The sequence below is a fragment of the Streptococcus oralis genome, assembly GCF_964238205.1.
GTDB lineage: Bacteria > Bacillota > Bacilli > Lactobacillales > Streptococcaceae > Streptococcus > Streptococcus oralis_CZ.
Genome location: NZ_CAXSLF010000004.1, coordinates 147,954 through 167,346 on the forward strand (window position 1 = coordinate 147,954; position 19,393 = coordinate 167,346).

The window sequence follows — 19,393 nt, forward strand, 5'->3', positions numbered from 1 at the left end:
TTAGTTCAAATTAAATAACTTCTTATATTTTTTATAGGTATTTTATTAAAATACTTGACTTTACTAGTTTCAGATAATACAATGGAATCAGTTTGTGAAAACGCTACCAAAACAATAAATTAGGAGGTTATTTAATGAAACCAGAAAATAAACAGCGTTTCTCTATTCGTAAATACGCAATCGGAGCAGCTTCTGTCTTGATCGGCTTTGCCTTTCATGCGCAAGCTGTTGCCGCTGATGGAGTCGTACCTACTACAACAGAGAATCAACCTACTATCCAAGCTACAGGTGAATCGTCTCCACAGGCCAGCGAAGAAAAACTTGAAACTAGTCCTACACCAGAAGCCGTAGTTCCTGCAGTTCCAGTGACACCTGTAACAAACACTGAAGCACCAAAAGTTGAAGCTACTCCTGCACCTATCGTAGAAAAAACTGTTGCAACTGAAGAAACTCCAGCAAAACCAGAAGTAACTGAAGAAGCTAAGCAGCCAGAACCAGAAAAGGCAGAAAACAAAGAAGTTGCTAAAATTGAAGCTCCTGTAGTCGCTACAGAGAAAGCAGCTCAAGTCAATGAAAAACTAGCTAAAAAGAAAATCGTTTCAATCGATGCAGGGCGTAAATACTTCTCTCCTGAACAATTGAAAGAAATCATCGACAAAGCCAAACACTATGGCTACACTGATCTTCATCTCCTAGTCGGCAATGATGGCTTGCGCTTTATGCTTGATGATATGTCTCTAACTGTAGGGGACAAGACTTATGCAAGCGATGATGTCAAACGTGCTATTGAAAATGGAACAAATGCCTACTACAACGATCCAAACGGCAATCATCTAACTGAAAGCCAAATGACCGACTTGATTAACTATGCTAAAGATAAAGGTATTGGACTTATCCCATCTGTTAACAGTCCTGGTCACATGGACGCTATCCTCAATGCCATGAAAGAACTGGGTATTGAAAAGCCTAACTTTAACTATTTTGGTAAAGAATCAGCACGTACTGTCGACCTTGACAATGAAAAAGCAGTTGCCTTCACAAAAGCTTTGATTGACAAGTATGCAGGCTACTTTGCTGGTAAGTCTGAAATCTTCAACATCGGTTTGGATGAGTACGCTAACGATGCTACGGATGCTAAAGGATGGAGCGTTCTTCAAGCCTATAAATGGTATCCAGAAGATGGATTCCCAGACAAGGGCTATGACAAATTCATCGCCTATGCTAATGACCTAGCTCGTATCGTCAAATCTCACGGTCTAAAACCTATGGCCTTCAACGACGGTATCTACTATAATAGCGATACAAGTTTTGGTACCTTTGACAAGGACATCATCGTCTCTATGTGGACTGGTGGCTGGGGCGGTTACGATGTCGCTTCTTCTAAATTACTAGCTGAAAAAGGACACGAAATCCTCAATACTAACGATGCTTGGTACTACGTTCTCGGCCGTAATGCCGACGGACAAGGTTGGTACAACCTGGACCAAGGATTGAACGGTATTAAGAGCACACCGATTACTTCTGTACCAAAAACAGAAGGAGCTGACGTTCCTATTATCGGTGGTATGGTAGCTGCTTGGGCTGATACTCCATCTGCTCGCTACTCTCCATCTCGTCTCTTCAAACTCATGCGTCAATTCGCAAACTCAAATGCTGAATACTTCGCTGCTGACTACGAGTCTGCTGAACAAGCTCTGAAAGAAGTTCCAACAGACCTTACTCGCTACACAGAAGAAAGTATTGCAGCCGTTAAAGATGCTGAAAAAGCCATCCGTGCTCTCGATAGCAACCTCAGCCGTGCTCAACAAGATACTATTGATCAAGCGATCGCAAAACTCCAAGAAGCTGTTAGCAACTTGACCTTCACTCCAGAAGCTCAAAAAGAAGAAGATGCTAAACGTGAAGTTGAAAAACTAGCTAAGAACAAGGTCATCTCTATCGATGCTGGTCGTAAATACTTCACGCTAGACCAACTTAAACGTATCGTTGACAAGGCTAGTGAGCTCGGCTACTCTGACCTCCACTTGCTACTTGGAAATGATGGACTTCGCTTCCTCTTGGATGATATGAGTATCTCAGCAAACGGCAAGACTTATGCAAGCGACGATGTGAAAAAGGCCATCATAGAAGGAACAAAATCTTACTACGATGATCCTAACGGAACTACTTTGAACCAAGCTGAAATCACTGAGCTTATCCAGTATGCTAAGGACAAAGGGATTGGATTGATCCCAGCTATCAATAGCCCAGGTCACATGGATGCTATGCTTGTCGCTATGGAAAAATTAGGCATTGCAAACCCTCAAGCTAACTTTGACAAGGTTTCAAAAACAACTATGGACCTTGAAAACGAAGAAGCAATGAACTTTACAAAAGCCCTTATTGGCAAGTACATGGACTTCTTTGCAGGCAAGACTAAGATCTTTAACTATGGTACAGATGAGTATGCCAATGACGCTACCAACGCTCAAGGTTGGTACTACCTCAAGTGGTATGGACTCTACGGTAAATTTGCTGAATACGCTAATAGTCTAGCTGCCATGGCTAAAGAAAAAGGTCTTCAACCAATGGCCTTTAACGACGGCTTCTACTATGAAGACAAGGATGATGTTGAGTTTGATAAAGACGTTATCATCTCTTACTGGTCTAAAGGCTGGTGGGGTTACAACCTTGCGTCTCCTCAATATCTAGCAAGCAAAGGTTATAAATTCCTTAACACAAATGGAGATTGGTACTACATTCTCGGTCAAAAACCAGAAGATGGCGGTGGCTTCCTCAAGAAAGCTATTGAAAATACTGAAAAAACTCCATTTAACCAGTTAGCATCAACTAAATATCCTGAAGTTGACCTACCTACTGTTGGTAGTATGTTAGCTATCTGGGCTGATAGACCAAGCGCAGAATACAAGGAAGAAGAAATCTTTGAACTCATGACTGCCTTTGCAGATCACAACAAAGACTACTTCCGTGCTGACTACAAAGCACTACGCGAAGAACTTGCTCAAATCCCTGAAAACTTAGAAGGATACAGTACAGAAAGTCTCAACGCTCTCAAGGCTGCTAAAGACGCTCTTAACTACAACCTCAATCGTAACAAACAAGCTGAATTGGACACACTTGTAGCTAATCTCAAAGCTGCTAGACTTGGTCTTAAACCAGCTGCCACTCACTCAGGAAGCCTCGATGAGAGTGAAACTGCTGCTGCAGTTGAAAACCGACCAGAGCTTCTAGTTAAGACAGAAGAAATTCCGTTTGAGATTGTTAAGAAAGAAAATCCTAACCTTCCAGCAGGACAAGAGAAAGTCATCACTGAAGGTGTCAAAGGTGAACGGACTATCTATCTTTCAGTTGTAACTGAAAATGGCAAGCAAACAGAAACAGTTCTTGAAAGACAAGTAACGAAAGAAGCTGTCAATCAAGTTGTCGAAGTTGGAACATTAACAACTCATGTAGGAGACGAAAAAGGTCAAGCTCCTGTTGTAAATAAACCTCGAGTAGTCATCGAAGATGAAGAAATTCCATTTACAACCATCACTCGCGAGACTCCTTCACTACCTAAGGGACAAACTCGTCTAGTAACTGCAGGTGTCAACGGTCGTCGTAGCCATTTCTACTCTGTAACTACTGCTGCTGATGGATCTGAAGTTAAAACATTGGTTACAAGTGTTGTCGCTCAAGAACCAGTCGCTCAAGTGATCGAAGTTGGAAATCCTGTCACTCATGTCGGCGATGAACATGGTCAAGCAGCTATCGCTGAAGAAAAACCAAAACTAGAAATTCCAAATGAACCAGCTCCAGCAACTGTTCCTGCTGAGGAAAACAAAGCTCTTCCTCAAGGTCCAGCTCCTGTAGCAAAAGAAAATAAACTTCCTGAAACAGGAAGCCAAGGTTCAGAATGGTTGATTGCTACTGGTCTTATGACTGCTCTCACAGCTTACGGACTTAGCAAGAAAAAAGATTAAGCACAAATAAAAAGCGGGACAAAAGTCTCGCTTTTTATTGTGATTATTAGTCACCCAAACCGATGCGTTCGAAGATCTCATCCACACGTTTGGTATAGTAAGTTGGGTTAAAGATTTCGTCGATTTCTTCTTGAGTCAGGCGTGAAGTCACTTCTGGATCTGCTTCAAGAAGTGGTTTAAAGTCTACTTGGTTATCCCATGATTGAGCTGTCTTTGGTTGTACAAGGTCGTAAGCTTGCTCACGCGTCATACCTTTTTCAATCAAAGCAAGCATAGCACGTTGACTGAAGATCAAACCAAATGTAGAGTTCATGTTGCGGATCATGTTTTCTGGGAAGACTGTCAAGTTCTTAACGATGTTTCCGAAACGGTTGAGCATGTAGTCAATCAAGATAGTTGTATCTGGTGCAATGATCCGCTCAGCTGATGAGTGAGAGATATCACGTTCGTGCCAGAGTGATACATTTTCATAAGCTGTTACCATGTGACCACGGATCACACGCGCAAGACCTGTCATGTTTTCAGAACCGATAGGGTTACGTTTGTGCGGCATTGCTGAAGACCCTTTTTGACCCTTTGCAAAGAACTCTTCTACTTCACGTTGTTCTGATTTTTGAAGACCACGAATCTCAGTCGCCATACGCTCGATAGAAGTTGCGATGCTAGCAAGAACTGCAAAGTACTCAGCGTGAAGGTCACGAGGAAGAACCTGTGTAGAGATTTCTTGAGCACGGATTCCCAATTTATCGCAGACGTATTTTTCAACGAATGGTGGGATGTTGGCAAAGTTACCAACCGCACCAGAAATCTTACCAGCTTCCACGCCAGCAGCCGCATGCTCGAAACGCTCGATGTTACGTTTCATTTCGCTGTACCAAGTCGCCAATTTTAGACCAAAAGTTGTAGGTTCAGCGTGCACACCGTGGGTACGCCCCATCATGATAGTGAACTTGTGTTCTTTCGCTTTGTCAGCGATGATATTGAGGAAGTTTTCAAGATCCTTGCGGATGATGTCGTTGGCCTGCTTGTAAAGGTAACCGTAGGCAGTATCGACTACGTCAGTAGAAGTCAAACCATAGTGGACCCACTTACGCTCTTCACCAAGCGTCTCAGAAACCGCACGCGTGAAAGCCACCACATCGTGACGAGTCTCCTGCTCAATTTCCAAAATACGGTCGATGTCAAAGTCCGCCTTCTCGCGAATCAAAGCCACATCTTCCTTAGGGATTTCTCCCAATTCAGCCCATGCCTCGTCAGCCAAGATTTCCACCTCAAGCCAAGCACGGTATTTATTTTCTTCACTCCAAATGTTCGCCATCTCAGGGCGAGAGTAACGTTCGATCATTGTTATATTTTCCTTTCTTTTGATGTTTCACATCAGTTAGCAAGCGGCAATCACTTTATTCAAATTCTTCTTTCCCAATCCACACAGATGGATAGTGATCGAGTGTATTCAAATCCGTATCTAACGGTAGATCATAGATAGCTAAATAGTTTTCAGGATATTGAGCAAGAAACTCTTCATACTTAGCTTTCACCTTTTCGTGATCACTACTAGCATACAAGACTTCGACGACTGCTCCAGTCTTCTCTTTTTCGACAAATGCGTTGACAATGAGTTGTATCATAAAAAACTCCTAAATCGAAATGCCCTTCATATTTGCTTCCAGAATAGGCATATTCACACCTAACACCTGACCGGTCTGATAAACACTTTGACAACAATAGAAGATGTCCTGTTTATCATTGTGCAAAGTCATAATTTTTCGGGTCAGCTCATTTTTCGCAAACATGACTTTCATGGCCTTGCCGGCTATCCAAGCGGGAATTTTGTATGGCAATAGTTCTGCTTGGTAAAGCTTCAAATTCACGCCACGCGCTTCTACGACTTTCAAAGCTTCTCGAATGGCCTTGATGGCCAATGATAATTCCGATGAACTATTCATCAAGTTCAAAGCCAGTTCTTCTGGATTTTCCAAATTTCCTGAGCGAGCAGCTGTCGAAGTGACACCTGCGTTAATCGCCATGTGAATCCAAATCCACTCGACCATATCATGAGGCACTTCCCACTTCAAATCTGCAGAAACTAGTAAAGCCGTCAGATCAGCATAGTTAGAAATGTGTGCTTTTTGCTCACCTTCTAGCATTAAATGGTCGAACAAGACACCATCCAAATGGTTCTCCTGTATATGACCACCCGCTGTCGGAAAGGCCAAAATATAGTCGTAATCCCCTGCCCACTCTTGGACCTCTTTTCGATTATCCCAGAAATTACAAAAGAAAACAAGGGTGCCTTTGATATTGTTTTTTCGCAAGGTTTCCACAGCTTCTTTGACAAGTCCATGACGCACACTGAGAAAAATAAAATCATATTCCGAATGAGCTTCTGCCACATGAACCTCATAAGTATCATGATTGTTCTCACCTTTGGAATGATAGCGACCATCTAGCAGATCAACTGACAACTCCTTCGGTGCATTGTTTTTCTTACTATCTCTCAGTACGTGTTCCACTTGATGGCCTGCTTTTTGAAAGGCGTAGGCATAAGTGGTCCCGATCACTCCGAGTCCTAGAATCGCTATTTTCACTTAAAAATCAATCCCTTTCCCAAATTCCTCTACCTCATCCGGTTCATCACTAAACAAAGTCACGTGTCCCATCTTGCGGTTGTGCTTCGCTTCTATTTTACCATATAAGTGGAGGTGAGCGCTTGGATTTTCTGTCACATATGTTTCAGCAGCCTCGACATGCTGGCCGAGAACATTGAGCATGACTGCTGGTGCATGTAGTTTGATGTCTGGCAATGGTGCTCCCAGAACGCCCAAGATATGAGTGTCAAACTGAGAAAAGTCGCAGGCTTCAATCGAGTAGTGGCCTGAGTTGTGTGGACGTGGTGCAATTTCATTGACAATGATGTCGTCAGCAGTCGCAAACATTTCCACGCAAAGAGTTCCGGAAAGGTTCAGTTGTTCAGCAATTCGCACTGCCATAGCTTTGGCTTTGTCTGCTAGACTTTCAGAAATGCGAGCTGGCACAATGGTTTTTGAAAGAATGTTGTTGCGATGAATATTTTCCTGAACTGGGAAAACTGTCACATCCTTTCCATTTCCTGACACGATGACAGAAATCTCAAAGTCAAAGTTGACAAATTCTTCCAAGACACAGTCTGCTGAATCAGCTAGTGCATAGGCTTCTTCCAAGTCTGCTTCCGAACGAATGACCTTCTGACCATGGCCATCGTAACCACCAGTCGCCGTCTTGAGGACATAGTTTTTCGATAGATCGATAACTGCCAAGTCTTGACTTGAGGTCACAACCTTGTAAGGTGCAACGGTGACTTTGGCCTTGTTTGAGAGAAAGTCCTTTTCAAAAATGCGATTTTGGGAGATGCGAAGCAGGTTTGTCCCTTGAGGGAGTTGCCCATCCTTGATAACAGCATCCAAACCGTCGGCATCCACATTTTCAAATTCGTAAGTGAGAACATCACAGCGATCTGCCAACTGACGTAGAGCATCCACATCGTTGTAAGGAGCCACGATAATTTCCGCCACACGGGAGGCTGGGCAATCAGCTGCTGGATCTAACGCGATAACCTTGTGACCCATGTAGATAGCAGAAATGGCCATCATCTGACCAAGCTGACCGCCACCAATAATTCCGATTGTTTTAGATGAGCTCATTTGTAGACTCCTCTGCGATTTTTCCTTGTTCTTCAGCAAAATTAGCAAGTGCTGTCGCAATAGCCTGGTCCTCTACTGAGAGGAGACGGAGGGCAAAGAGAGCAGCGTTGGTCGCACCTGCTTCACCTATAGCCATAGTTGCGACTGGTACGCCTCCCGGCATCTGAACGATAGAGTAGAGAGAATCCACACCGCTAAGCGCACGTGATTTGACGGGCACACCAATGACTGGAAGGGTTGTTTTTGCAGCAACCATCCCTGGCAAGTGGGCAGCGCCACCCGCACCAGCGATGATGACTTTAATGCCTCGACTACGTGCTTCTTCCGCATGTTTGAACATGAGGTCTGGTGTACGGTGTGCGGAAACAACTTTCTTTTCGTAGGCTACACCGAAGCGGTCTAAGACTTCTGCTGTTTTTTGCATGGTTGCCCAGTCGGACTTTGATCCCATGATGATGGAAATTACTGGTTTCATAGTTAATAATATCCTCTTCTTTTTTGATAATGGTCTTAGGTGGTGGGGACGGAAGCAAACCTTCGGTTTCATTCCTAAACTTTGAGCCTAAGGTCTCAAAGTTCCCCCCCGACCAGAACATTCACTGTTCTGTCCTTTCACCACGGCGACCATTATCCTATTCTAGCTCGCTTTCGCTCGCCAATGACAACTATAATATCTGTTAATCTTTGATTGCTTTACTACCAATGTCATTTCGGTAGAACAACCCTTCTGTGTTTTGTTTGTTGAGTTCGTTGTAGATAATGTTTTGGCCATCTTTGACGGTGTCTGCTGTTGTGACGAGCATGTAGACACGTCCGCCGTTTGAGAGGAGGTCTTGGCTATTTTCAGCGAATTTTGCACCGGCATAGTAAGTGATGATGTCACCTTCTGTCTTAGCTGGAAGCTTGACACCCTTCTCATAAGCGAGTGGATAGCCATTTGAGGCTACAACCACACCTAGTGTCACACCCTTGTCCGTCCAAGTGATGGCTGGCTCTTTGCCATCCAAAATGTCAGTGATGTTTTCTGCAAAGTCAGATGTCAAACGAGGCAAGATGATTTGCGTTTCTGGATCTCCAAAGCGTGAGTTGAACTCGATGACTTTCGGTCCATCAGTTGTCAAGATAAGCCCCGCGTAAAGGACACCAAGATACGGACGACCTTCTTTGATCATGCCTTCAAGAACTGGCTTGACAATGGTGTCAACCGCTGTGTCAACCACGCTCTGTGGTAAGTGAGGAACTGGTGCATAGGCACCCATCCCACCAGTGTTAGGACCCTTGTCGCCATCATAAGCACGTTTGTGGTCCTGAGCCGTTGGCATGATATAGAACTTGTCTCCATTGACAAAGGCAAAGAGAGAGAACTCTTCCCCGTCAAGGAATTCCTCGATGACCACGCGCGCGCCTGAATCACCGAATTTATTGTCCAAAAGCATCTCATGAGCGACTTCAACTGCTTGCTCAACTGTCTCCGCAACAACGACACCTTTCCCAAGGGCCAAACCATCTGCCTTGACGACTATTGGAGCGCCTTTTCCCTCGATGTAAGCCTTAGCTTCCTTGAAGTCTGAAAAGGTCCCATAGGCCCCTGTCGGAACGTCGTACTTGACCATGATTTCCTTAGCAAAATCCTTGGACCACTCCAGCTCAGCCGCAGCTTTTGTCGGACCAAAAGCCTTGAGCCCAGCTGCATTGAAATCATCCACGATTCCAGCAGCAAGGGCATCATCTGGACCGATAAAGGTCCAAGCAATATCGTTGACTTTTGCGAAGTCGATCAACTTAGAATGTTCGGAAATAGAGATATTTACCAAATCAAGTCCATCTAAGGTCATACCGTCATTTCCAGGTGCCACGAAAACTTTCTCAACGTCTTTAGACTCTAATAATTTCTTAGCAATCGCATGCTCACGACCACCTGAGCCAACAACCAACAGTTTCATCTCTCAACCTCTTTTGCGAATTATTTACTAACATTATACCATAAACGTTCGTTTTAATCTTGTTTCGTTCAGCTTTTTAATCAAAAAAAGGAAAGAAACTGTTTTCTTCCCTTTCATTTTCTTAATGTCTAAAATGTCTCACTCCTGTGAAGACCATAGTCAAGCCATATTTATCAGCCGCTTCGATTGACTCTTGGTCACGGACTGATCCACCTGGTTGGATGATAGCCTTGATACCTGCTTTGGCGATTTCTTCCACGTTATCCGCAAATGGGAAGAAGGCGTCTGAAGCAAGAACAGCGCCATCAAGACGGTCTTTAGCCTGGTCAATAGCGATGCGGACTGAAGCCACGCGATTGGTTTGACCTGGGCCAACACCAAGTGTCATGTGGTCATTGGTCACGATGATACCGTTAGATTTGACGTACTTGATAGCCTTCCAAGCAAACTCAAGAGCTGTCGCTTCTGTCTCAGTTGGTTGGCGTTTAGTCACCACTTGCCAGTCAGCTGGACTTTCTTTGACAACGTCTTGGTTTTGAACGAGGAGACCACCAACAACACCTGTGTATTCTGCTTCTGCTTCGCTGGCATCTTGTGCGTCAAATGGCAAGGCAAGAATGCGCAAGTTTTTCTTCTTAGTCGTCAAGATTTCAAGTGCTTCGTCAGAATAGCTTGGTGCAATGATGATTTCAAGGAAAACACCGTGCATTTTTTGAGCTGTCGCAGCATCTACTTCACGGTTTAGAACGACGATACCGCCGAAGATGGATACTGGGTCAGACTTATAAGCGTAGTCCCAAGCAGTTTCGATGTCGTCAGCTTGACCGATCCCACATGGGTTCATGTGTTTGAGAGCCACCACGGTTGGACGATCTTTGAAGTCACGGATGATACGGATAGCGGCATCAGCATCACGGATATTGTTGAAGGACAATTCTTTCCCATTCAGCTGTTTAGCGGATGCAATGGAGTAATCCGTTGGCAAAGCTTTTTGGTAGAAGTCTGCGTCTTGTTGAGGGTTTTCACCGTAACGCATTGGTTGCTTAAGGTCATACGTCAAAGTGAGTTTCTCAGGTTTACTTTCCCCTACTTGAGCTGTGAAGTATTCTGCGATTAAGGCATCATAGGCTGCTGTGTGGCGGAAGACTTTCGCTGCCAAACGTTGGCGAGTTTCGTAGCTTGTTTCGCCGTTCGCTGACAATTCGTCAAGAACAACAGCATAGTCAGCAGGATCTACCACAACTGTGACGCTAGCGTGGTTCTTCGCTGCAGAGCGAAGCATAGATGGCCCACCAATATCGATATTTTCAACCGCATCCGCGTAAGTCACATCTGGTTTAAGAATCGTTTCCTTGAATGGGTAAAGGTTGACCACAACAAGGTCAATGAGCTCAATCTTGTTGTCTTTAGCCGCTTCCAAGTGGCTATCCAAGTCACGACGAGCCAAGAGTCCGCCATGAATATTTGGATGGAGGGTCTTCACACGACCGTCCATCATTTCCGGGAAACCAGTCACATCGTCAATGGCAATGGTATCAACACCGGCATTATCAAGGGCAATCTTGGTCCCACCTGTAGAGATGATATCCCAACCAAGTTTTTTAAGTTCTTGGGCAAATTCAACAATGCCCGCTTTGTCTGAGACTGAAATAAGTGCTCGTTTAGTCATTTTCTTTCTTTTCCTTTTTTAAAAAAGTTCTTTCTCTGCTACAGTCGAAAATTTTCCTTCAGCTCTAGCGCTTCCTTATTTGCGTGCCACTCCCAAACTATCCAAGACTTCTGGATAAAGTTTGTACTCTGTTTTGTGGATGCGAGTCTCGAAAATATCAAGGGTATCCCCTTCAAGGCGTGGCACACGGACTTGTTTGATGACCTTACCGGTATCAACACCAGAGTCCACCCAATGAATAGTCACGCCAGACTGGTCTACACCTGCATTCCAAGCATCTTCAATGCCATGAGCACCTGGAAATTCAGGGAGGTAAGCTGGGTGAATATTGATGATACGGCCTTCATAAGTTGCTAGCAAGGTTGGACCGACGATCTTCATGTAGCCTGCCAGACAAACGAGGTCAATCTGGTGTTCATCCAAGAGTTCGACGATGGCTCCTTCGTAGTCGGCCTTGTTCTCAAACTCTTTAAGTTCAAAGGCATAAGATAAAACACCGAGTTTTTCTGCACGCTCAAGGACATAGGCATCACGGTGATCTGAAAAAACAAATTCTATTGGAAATTGTTCCGCAATCACCTGAAAGTTTGAGCCGTTACCAGAGGCAAAAACAGCAATTTTTTTAGCCATTATTTAATCACCACACTTGCGCCATCTTTCTTCACAATACGACCAATTTCATAAACAGGTTCGTCAAGAAGTTCTTTGACACGTTCCACATTTTCTGGTTTAACCGCAAGCATAAGACCAATCCCCATGTTGAAGATTTCAAACATTTCTTCATGCTTGATTTGGCCATATTTTTCAAGGGCTTTGAAAATTGAAAGAACTGGGACTTTGCTTTCATCAATTTCAGCAGCTAAGTCATCAGCGAACATACGTGGTACATTTTCGATAAAACCACCACCTGTGATATGGGCAATCCCGTTGACCAATTCTTCTTTGATGAGTGGCAAAGCTGCTTTGACATAGATACGAGTTGGTTCAAGAAGAACGTCTTTAAGTTTTTTGCCTTCAAGTTCTGGAAGAACTTCTTCACCTGTATAGTCCGCAAAGACACGACGGACAAGTGAATAACCATTTGAGTGGATACCGCTTGAAGCAAGCCCCAGAATCACATCCCCTTCAGCTACTTTTGAGCCATCGATGATTTGAGATTTTTCTGCAACACCGACAGCAAATCCAGCCAAGTCATAGTCGTCTTCACCATACATACCAGGCATTTCAGCTGTTTCCCCACCGATGAGAGCTGCACCGGCTTGCACGCAACCTTCTGCAACACCTGCAACGACTTGTTCTAGTTTAGCTGGTTCATTTTTCCCAGTTGCGATATAGTCCAAGAAGTAAAGAGGCTCTGCCCCTGCAGCAATGATATCGTTGACACACATGGCTACACAATCTTGACCAATGGTATCATGCTTGTCGTACTTAATAGCAAGCATGAGTTTAGTTCCGACACCATCTGTACCTGAGATCAAAACCGGCTCTTTGACACCTGTTTTTGAAAGGTCAAACATACCGCCGAAACCACCAAGAGCTCCCATGACACCTGCACGCTCCGTACGTGCCACGTGTTTTTTGATCCGTTCAACAACTTCATAACCCGCTTCAACGTCCACACCAGACTGCGCATAAGCATTTTTATTCGTCATTTTATTCATTCCTTTTCTTTTTTTGAGAAAGACTGCGACGTATTTTTAGATAAACAATTATTTTATCTAAAAATACTAGTCAGGTCTCTAGCTTTGGTCCCATAGGAGAAAGCGTCTACTGACAAATGCTTTAGCTTTTAGTCAGTAGTGAGACGTGGAGCGTATGCATTTTTATTTGTCATTTGTTTTTTCCTTTTCCTTTCCTTCAATGGGATTTTTTATTCGTAAAAACTTGTTTTTTCTCCTAAACTTCTACGATATTCTTCTTCATAATCATAGAGAGGAGTTGGATAGTTCCCATCAAAGTAAGCCACACAGAGACCGCCATTTGGCGCATCTGTTTCAATCCCAATAGAGTCAATCAATCCATCAATAGAAAGATAAGTCAGGCTATCCGCACCAATGATTTGGCAAGTTTCCTCAACGGTATGATTGGCCGCAATCAACTCCTGACGTGTCTGGATATCAATCCCGTAAAAACATGGATAGGCAAGAGCAGGACTACCAATGGCAACATGCACTTCTGATGCTCCTGCTTCTTTCAAAAGCTGAACAATGCGACGTGATGTTGTTCCTCGTACGATAGAGTCATCAATCATGACCACACGTTTGCCTTTAACGACACCAGAAACGGCAGACAATTTCATTCGAACTCCTTGCTCGCGCAATTCTTGAGTCGGCTGGATAAAGGTCCGTTGTGTATATTGGTTCTTGATAAGACCCATTTCATTTGGCAGACCTGATTCTTCGGCAAAGCCCATAGCTGCACTGAGTGAGGAGTTTGGCACACCGACCACAATGTCAGCTTCATGCTTGAACTCACGTGCTAATTGAGCTCCCATTCGCTTACGAGCCGTATGGACATTGACACCATGGATATTGGAGTCAGGACGGGCAAAGTAGATATACTCCATGGAACAGATAGCCAGTTGAGTATCATTTGTATAGCTGTCATACTGGATGCCATTATCATCAATAATAACAATCTCGCCTGGTTTCACATCGCGAATCCACTCAGCACCGATGACTTCAAAGGCACAGGTTTCAGATGAAACCACTACTGCTCCATTCCCCATTTTTCCGATTGACAGAGGACGAAAGCCGTTTGGATCAAGGGCTGCAAGCAACTTATCTTCAAACATCAAGAGATAAGCAAAACCACCTTTAACCAGACTGAGTGCTTCTTTGATTTTACCCATTAGACTTGGATTGTGGCTACGGCGAATCAAGTGAGCCAAGATTTCTGAATCAGAGGTTGAACTGAAGATTGCCCCTCTTTGTTCCAATTCTTGCTTGAGAGATTCTGCATTGGTCAGATTACCGTTATGAGCCAAACCAAACTGCATATCGTGAAAGCGAAAGAGGAAAGGTTGGATATTGTCTACAGAAGCTTCTCCCGCAGTCGCATAACGCACATGTCCAATCGCTCCAGTTCCTGTCAATTTATCCAAATTAGCAGGATTTTTGAAGACTTCTGATAAAAGCCCCATATCACGATGACGCTTCAATTGTCCATGGTCATTGGAGAGGATACCTGCCCCCTCCTGACCACGGTGCTGAAGACTATGGAGTCCAAAATAGGTCATTTTGGCAGCATCTGGGTGGCCCCAGATACCAAAAACACCACATTCTTCATTAAGAGATTTTACTTCGTATGTCATTTTATATACCTAATTTTTATTTGTGTATCATTCCTTAACAATACTACAACGGAATGATACGGTAGAAGCTCGTTTCACTCGCAACAACAAATCATTTGCAATTATCGCAAGTTACATCTACTTGATTTTACATTCACTGATGGTTATCTATTAAAAAATCTGCAAATCTTACTTCCCAGTAAAGTATTTCACAGCTGATGCAAAGAGGTGCTGGTCTTTATTTCCTGGAATATTTTGGAAGAGACCATCTTCGAAACGTTCTGAGTGACCCATCTTACCAATAATTTGACCGTTCTTACTTGTAATACCTTCGATAGCATTGACAGATCCGTTAGGATTGTATTTTGAATCCATGCTTGGTTTCCCTTCGAAGTCAACATATTGGGTAAAGATTTGACCATTGTCACGAAGCTCTGCAAATTCCTCAGCTGTCACGACAAATTTACCTTCACCATGTGATACTGGAATGGCATGGATGTCACCAACTTCTACTCCGGCAAGCCATGGTGAGTTGGTGTTGGCAATACGTGTCTCAACCATCTTGGCCACGTGTTGGTTAGCATCATTGTAGAAGAGGGTTGGACTCGTGCTGCTTGCATCTTCAAAGTTTCCATATGGAAGAAGACCTGATTTGACAAGAGCTTGGAATCCGTTACAGATACCGATAATCAAACCACCACCTTCGATGAAGCTATCAATGGCTGCACGCACTTTTTCATTGAGCAAGATGTTAACGATAAATTTAGCTGATCCATCTGGTTCATCGGCTGCTGAGAAGCCACCTGCAAAGAAGATAATATTTGCTTTTTCGATATTATCAACCATGGTGTCAACAGACTTGACAATCGCTTCTTCATTCAGTGTTACAAATGGTACCAAGTTGACTTTGGCACCTTCTTTTTCAAAGGCCTTAGCTGAATCATACTCAGAGTTAGTACCTGGGAATACCGGGATGTAAACCACAGGTGTCCCAACTGTTTCTTTAGCTTTGATCACAGCATCTGATGCCACTGCAGGTACTTCTTCCAACTCAGTTGCTTGTGCAAATTCCGTTGGGTAAACCTCTTCCAATTTACCTTGGAAGGCACTGTCAAGTTTGTGTCCATCAAGTGTTACACCATTGACAGTAAGTGTAAAGTCAGCTACTGTTCGTCCAATCTTGGCAACACCTGCAATGTCTTCAGGCGATGTGAAGACGAATCCACCCAATTGAGCTGTCAAGCTAGTGTCAAGGCCAGCTAATTCAACGTTTGCACCAATATGGTTACCAAATGTTGCAAGGGCAAGAGCTTCAACCACACCACCATATTTGACAGCTGATGCAGATGTGACTTTATGGTCAGCTTGAATTGCTTCAAATTGAGCAAAGTTAGACTTGATAAGATCAAAATCAATTTCTTGTGCCAAAGCTTGACCTGGAATATAGTAAATATTTTCACCAACAGCCTTAAATTCTGGAGATAGGACCTTACGGCTATCTGCTGTTGTCACACCAAAAGCAACCAAGGTTGGTGGTACGGTCAATTCTTCAAAGGTACCAGACATAGAGTCTTTACCACCGATAGATGGCAAACCAAGTTGAATCTGAGCTTCAATGGATCCAAGGAGAGCAGCCACTGGTTGACCAAAACGCTCTGCTTGTTTATCCATTCGCTCGAAGTATTCTTGATAAGAGAAACGAGCCTTAGACCATTTTGCACCAGCAGCAACCAAACGAGCAGTTGCTTCGATAACCGCATAAGCAGCGCCATGGTATGGAGACCATTCTGCTACATAAGGGTTGAATCCTTGCGCCATGACAGAAGCAGTTGTTGTCACACCATGTTGAACTGGCAATTTCTGTACAGAAGCTTCCGTTGGTGTGATTTGGTAGCGACCACCGAGTGGATGATTAACTGTTGAACGACCAACTGAGCTATCAAAGATGGTTTGTAAACCTTTTTGACTGGCATGGTTAAGGTCAGCCAAGACTTCAAGAGTATCAGCTTCAAGGGTTTCAGCAGATGTTTGACGTTCTTCTGGAAGCTTGACATCCTTGTCAACCACCTTAGCATCTACAACCACACGTACACCGTTTGTATCAAGGAAACGACGTTCCAAATCAACAATGGTTTCACCATTCCAGTGCATGACAAGGTTTGGTTTCTCAGTCACCGTCGCAACGACAACAGCATCAATATTTTCTTTGTTACATGCTGCAATAAAGGCAGCTATATCTTCTGGACGAACCACTACAGCCATACGCTCTTGAGATTCAGAGATAGCAATTTCTGTACCGTTCAATCCTTGGTATTTCAATGGTACTTTGTCTAGATCAATTTCAAGACCATCTGCCAATTCACCGATAGCCACACAGACACCACCAGCACCAAAGTCATTTGATTTCTTGATTAGACGTGTCACTTCTCCATTACGGAAAAGACGTTGAATCTTACGTTCTTCGATGGCATTCCCTTTTTGAACTTCAGCACCAGCTGTTTCAACAGATTCAACCGTTTGAACTTTAGAAGAACCTGTCGCACCACCGACACCGTCACGTCCAGTCTTACCACCAAGCAAGATAATCACATCACCTGCTTCAGGTTTTTCACGGACAACATTTTCCTTAGGAGCCGCACCGACAACTGCACCTAGCTCCATACGCTTAGCGACGAAACCTGGGTGGAAGTATTCACGAACATAAGTTGTTGCAAGACCAATTTGGTTACCGTATGAAGAATAACCGTGAGCCGCTGTTTTAGAAATCACCTGTTGTGGCAATTTACCAGCGCGAGTTTCTGAAATTGGAGCTGTGATATCACCAGCACCTGAGATACGCATGGCTTGATAAACGTATGAACGTCCTGACAATGGATCACGAATGGCACCACCGATACAAGTAGCTGCCCCACCAAATGGTTCAATTTCAGTTGGGTGGTTATGAGTTTCGTTTTTGAACATGAGGAGCCATGGTTCTTTGACACCATTAACATCCACTTCAATTTCAACAGAGCAGGCATTGATTTCATCAGACACTTCCATGTCGTCCAAACGATCATTGGCACGCTCATAGCGACCAAAAATAGTCGCCATATCCATCAAGGTTTGAGGTTTTTCTGTGCGTCCCAACTCATAACGCATGGCAATATACTTGTCATAAGTCGCCTGCAATTGTTTTTCAAATTTAGAAGCTGAGAAGTCGATGGTTTTCAACTCAGTTTCGAAAGTTGTGTGACGGCAGTGGTCAGACCAGTAAGTATCCAAAACCTTCAACTCAGTCTCAGTTGGCACACGTCCAATAGATTTGAAGTAATCTTGAATGAAGAGAAGGTCATCCACTTCCATTGCCAAGCCTTGCTCAGCCTTATACTTAGCAAAATCTTCTGCTGTATAGCTTTCAAAGAAATCCAAGTTTGGAATGGTCTTGTCAGACTCAGAGAAATCCTGCTTCGCAATGCCAACAGTGATATCTTTGAAACGAGAATCCACTGGATTCAAGAGGTAATTTTTGACAGCTTCCAACTCATTCGCATCAATATCCTTGTTAACCAAGTAAAGTTGCGCTGTATTAACTGTTACATCATTTGAACTACCAAGCAACAGCAAAGCTTCTTGTGAAGATGCCGCACGTTGGTCAAATTGACCCGGCAAACTTTCGATAGCAAAGAATGCATACTTCTCAAGATCAGCCTTAACCGCAGCCTCGTCCAAAACAGTATCGGTCACTTGTTCAGAGAAGATATGTTTTTCCGCACGCGCAAACAAGTCCTCTGCCAAATTAAAGACATCGTAAACCTGAACGATTCGAAGATCATTCAACGTTTTCAACTGAAGATTATGCTGCAATTCTTTTACTAATGAGTCCGATTTCACACGAAAATCAGCTTTTTTCTCAACGAAAATACGTTTATCCATTTTATTTCCTTTATTTCTATTCAAATAGGTTATCGAAGACGAAGGTTTTCCGTTTCAAACAAGTTACTTCAAGCCCTGCAATTTTTCTAAAACGACCTTGTAAACATCCGTTAAACTGCCCAAATCTCTACGAAAAACATCTTTATCCATGTGATGACCTTCCGCATCCCAAAGACGGCAGTTGTCTGGTGAGAATTCATCTGCCAAGATAATCTTACCGTCCTTATCAAAACCAAATTCCAATTTGAAGTCAATCAAGCGAAGACCAATTTGTGCAAACCAATCTTTCAGCAATTCATTGATACGACGCGTTTCTTCCTTGATATAAACAATTTGCTCATCATTGGCAATATCCAAGAACTTCACATGCTCATCATTGATGAATGGGTCATCCAAATCATCGTTCTTGTAGTAAAATTCAACGATTGGAGTTTCCAGATTCAAACCTTCTTCCACACCAAAACGTTTTGAGAAAGAACCCGCAGTCACGTTACGAAGAACAACCTCCAAAGGAATGATTGTCACTTTCTTGTTGAGTTGTTCTGTGTCAGAAATACGTTCGAGAAAGTGTGTCGCCACACCAGCCGCATTCAATTTTTCAAAAATAAGAGACGAAATCTGATTATTCAGCACACCTTTACCCTCAATGGTCTCTTTGCGAGCTCCATTCAGCATGGTTGCCTGGTCCTTGTAGACCGACTTAATCACATTTTCGTCTTCTGTAGTATAGATATCTTTAGCTTTTCCCGTATAAATAAGTTTACTGGACATTTTCTTGTTCGCCTTTCGTATTACTTTACATCATTCTAACACAACAGACACCAAAAATCAAATATTTCACGAACTATATTTGATATCATATCTGAAAAAGTACAGAAAAATCGCAAACGAATTTTCATTTGCGATTTTCTAAGATTGAATTGAGTTAAAAT

At 43.4% G+C, this 19,393-nt stretch carries 13 protein-coding genes; 1 reads left to right on the forward strand and 12 read right to left on the reverse strand.

Translation table 11 applies throughout. The annotated features are described in order from the left end of the window. Nucleotides 1-134 precede the first annotated feature (134 nt). Entirely contained in the window at nucleotides 135-3,962 is a 3,828-nt protein-coding gene (gene strH / locus ACESOD_RS07065) for an LPXTG-anchored beta-N-acetylhexosaminidase StrH (RefSeq protein ID WP_373094638.1), read from the forward strand. A 46-nt stretch (nucleotides 3,963-4,008) separates the two neighbouring features. Here strH and purB read toward each other — a convergent pair whose 3' ends face one another. The 12 genes from purB to purC form a co-directional block, all read right to left on the reverse strand. Continuing rightward, entirely contained in the window at nucleotides 4,009-5,307 is a 1,299-nt protein-coding gene (purB, locus tag ACESOD_RS07070; RefSeq protein WP_373094640.1) for an adenylosuccinate lyase, read from the reverse strand. A 55-nt stretch (nucleotides 5,308-5,362) separates the two neighbouring features. Continuing rightward, complete coding sequence (locus ACESOD_RS07075) at nucleotides 5,363-5,590, reverse strand: phosphoribosylaminoimidazole carboxylase (RefSeq protein WP_373094642.1); 228 nt, start codon at nucleotides 5,588-5,590, stop codon at nucleotides 5,363-5,365. Between the two features lie 9 nt (nucleotides 5,591-5,599). After that, a complete protein-coding gene (locus ACESOD_RS07080) occupies nucleotides 5,600-6,550 on the reverse strand; it encodes a ketopantoate reductase family protein (RefSeq protein WP_373094644.1) in 951 nt (316 codons plus the stop codon). Further along, on the reverse strand, nucleotides 6,551-7,642 hold the full coding sequence (purK, locus tag ACESOD_RS07085; protein ID WP_373094646.1) for a 5-(carboxyamino)imidazole ribonucleotide synthase: 1,092 nt from the start codon (nucleotides 7,640-7,642) through the stop codon (nucleotides 6,551-6,553). Beyond that, nucleotides 7,629-8,117, reverse strand: coding sequence for a 5-(carboxyamino)imidazole ribonucleotide mutase (purE, locus tag ACESOD_RS07090; protein ID WP_045762511.1), 489 nt, complete (start codon nucleotides 8,115-8,117; stop codon nucleotides 7,629-7,631). The genes purK and purE overlap by 14 nt, the downstream gene beginning before the upstream one ends. Before the next feature lie 202 nt (nucleotides 8,118-8,319). Then, nucleotides 8,320-9,585, reverse strand: a complete 1,266-nt coding sequence (purD, locus tag ACESOD_RS07095) for a phosphoribosylamine--glycine ligase (protein ID WP_373094649.1) — start codon at nucleotides 9,583-9,585, stop codon at nucleotides 8,320-8,322. Between the two features lie 121 nt (nucleotides 9,586-9,706). Further along, nucleotides 9,707-11,254, reverse strand: a complete 1,548-nt coding sequence (purH, locus tag ACESOD_RS07100) for a bifunctional phosphoribosylaminoimidazolecarboxamide formyltransferase/IMP cyclohydrolase (RefSeq protein ID WP_049526810.1) — start codon at nucleotides 11,252-11,254, stop codon at nucleotides 9,707-9,709. Nucleotides 11,255-11,329: 75 nt separating this feature from the next. Further along, nucleotides 11,330-11,884, reverse strand: a complete 555-nt coding sequence (gene purN, locus ACESOD_RS07105; protein WP_373094651.1) for a phosphoribosylglycinamide formyltransferase — start codon at nucleotides 11,882-11,884, stop codon at nucleotides 11,330-11,332. Then, complete coding sequence (purM, locus tag ACESOD_RS07110; protein WP_373094653.1) at nucleotides 11,884-12,906, reverse strand: phosphoribosylformylglycinamidine cyclo-ligase; 1,023 nt, start codon at nucleotides 12,904-12,906, stop codon at nucleotides 11,884-11,886. Before purM ends, purN begins: the two co-directional genes overlap by 1 nt. 218 nt (nucleotides 12,907-13,124) lie before the next feature. Beyond that, nucleotides 13,125-14,567, reverse strand: a complete 1,443-nt coding sequence (gene purF, locus ACESOD_RS07115; protein WP_373094655.1) for an amidophosphoribosyltransferase — start codon at nucleotides 14,565-14,567, stop codon at nucleotides 13,125-13,127. Between the two features lie 168 nt (nucleotides 14,568-14,735). After that, nucleotides 14,736-18,461, reverse strand: coding sequence for a phosphoribosylformylglycinamidine synthase (locus ACESOD_RS07120; RefSeq protein ID WP_373094657.1), 3,726 nt, complete (start codon nucleotides 18,459-18,461; stop codon nucleotides 14,736-14,738). Between the two features lie 63 nt (nucleotides 18,462-18,524). Next, complete coding sequence (gene purC / locus ACESOD_RS07125) at nucleotides 18,525-19,232, reverse strand: phosphoribosylaminoimidazolesuccinocarboxamide synthase (protein ID WP_070457953.1); 708 nt, start codon at nucleotides 19,230-19,232, stop codon at nucleotides 18,525-18,527. Nucleotides 19,233-19,393 lie beyond the last annotated feature (161 nt).

What these genes read in the sequence shown, in the direction of transcription:
- strH (WP_373094638.1), top strand. Translation starts at nt 135, where the DNA reads ATGAAACCAGAAAATAAACAGCGTTTCTCTATTCGTAAATACGCAATC.
- purB (WP_373094640.1), bottom strand. Translation starts at nt 5,307, where the DNA reads ATGATCGAACGTTACTCTCGCCCTGAGATGGCGAACATTTGGAGTGAA.
- ACESOD_RS07075 (WP_373094642.1), bottom strand. Translation starts at nt 5,590, where the DNA reads ATGATACAACTCATTGTCAACGCATTTGTCGAAAAAGAGAAGACTGGA.
- purK (WP_373094646.1), bottom strand. Translation starts at nt 7,642, where the DNA reads ATGAGCTCATCTAAAACAATCGGAATTATTGGTGGCGGTCAGCTTGGT.
- purE (WP_045762511.1), bottom strand. Translation starts at nt 8,117, where the DNA reads ATGAAACCAGTAATTTCCATCATCATGGGATCAAAGTCCGACTGGGCA.
- purD (WP_373094649.1), bottom strand. Translation starts at nt 9,585, where the DNA reads ATGAAACTGTTGGTTGTTGGCTCAGGTGGTCGTGAGCATGCGATTGCT.
- purH (WP_049526810.1), bottom strand. Translation starts at nt 11,254, where the DNA reads ATGACTAAACGAGCACTTATTTCAGTCTCAGACAAAGCGGGCATTGTT.
- purN (WP_373094651.1), bottom strand. Translation starts at nt 11,884, where the DNA reads ATGGCTAAAAAAATTGCTGTTTTTGCCTCTGGTAACGGCTCAAACTTT.
- purM (WP_373094653.1), bottom strand. Translation starts at nt 12,906, where the DNA reads ATGACGAATAAAAATGCTTATGCGCAGTCTGGTGTGGACGTTGAAGCG.
- purF (WP_373094655.1), bottom strand. Translation starts at nt 14,567, where the DNA reads ATGACATACGAAGTAAAATCTCTTAATGAAGAATGTGGTGTTTTTGGT.
- ACESOD_RS07120 (WP_373094657.1), bottom strand. Translation starts at nt 18,461, where the DNA reads ATGGATAAACGTATTTTCGTTGAGAAAAAAGCTGATTTTCGTGTGAAA.
- purC (WP_070457953.1), bottom strand. Translation starts at nt 19,232, where the DNA reads ATGTCCAGTAAACTTATTTATACGGGAAAAGCTAAAGATATCTATACT.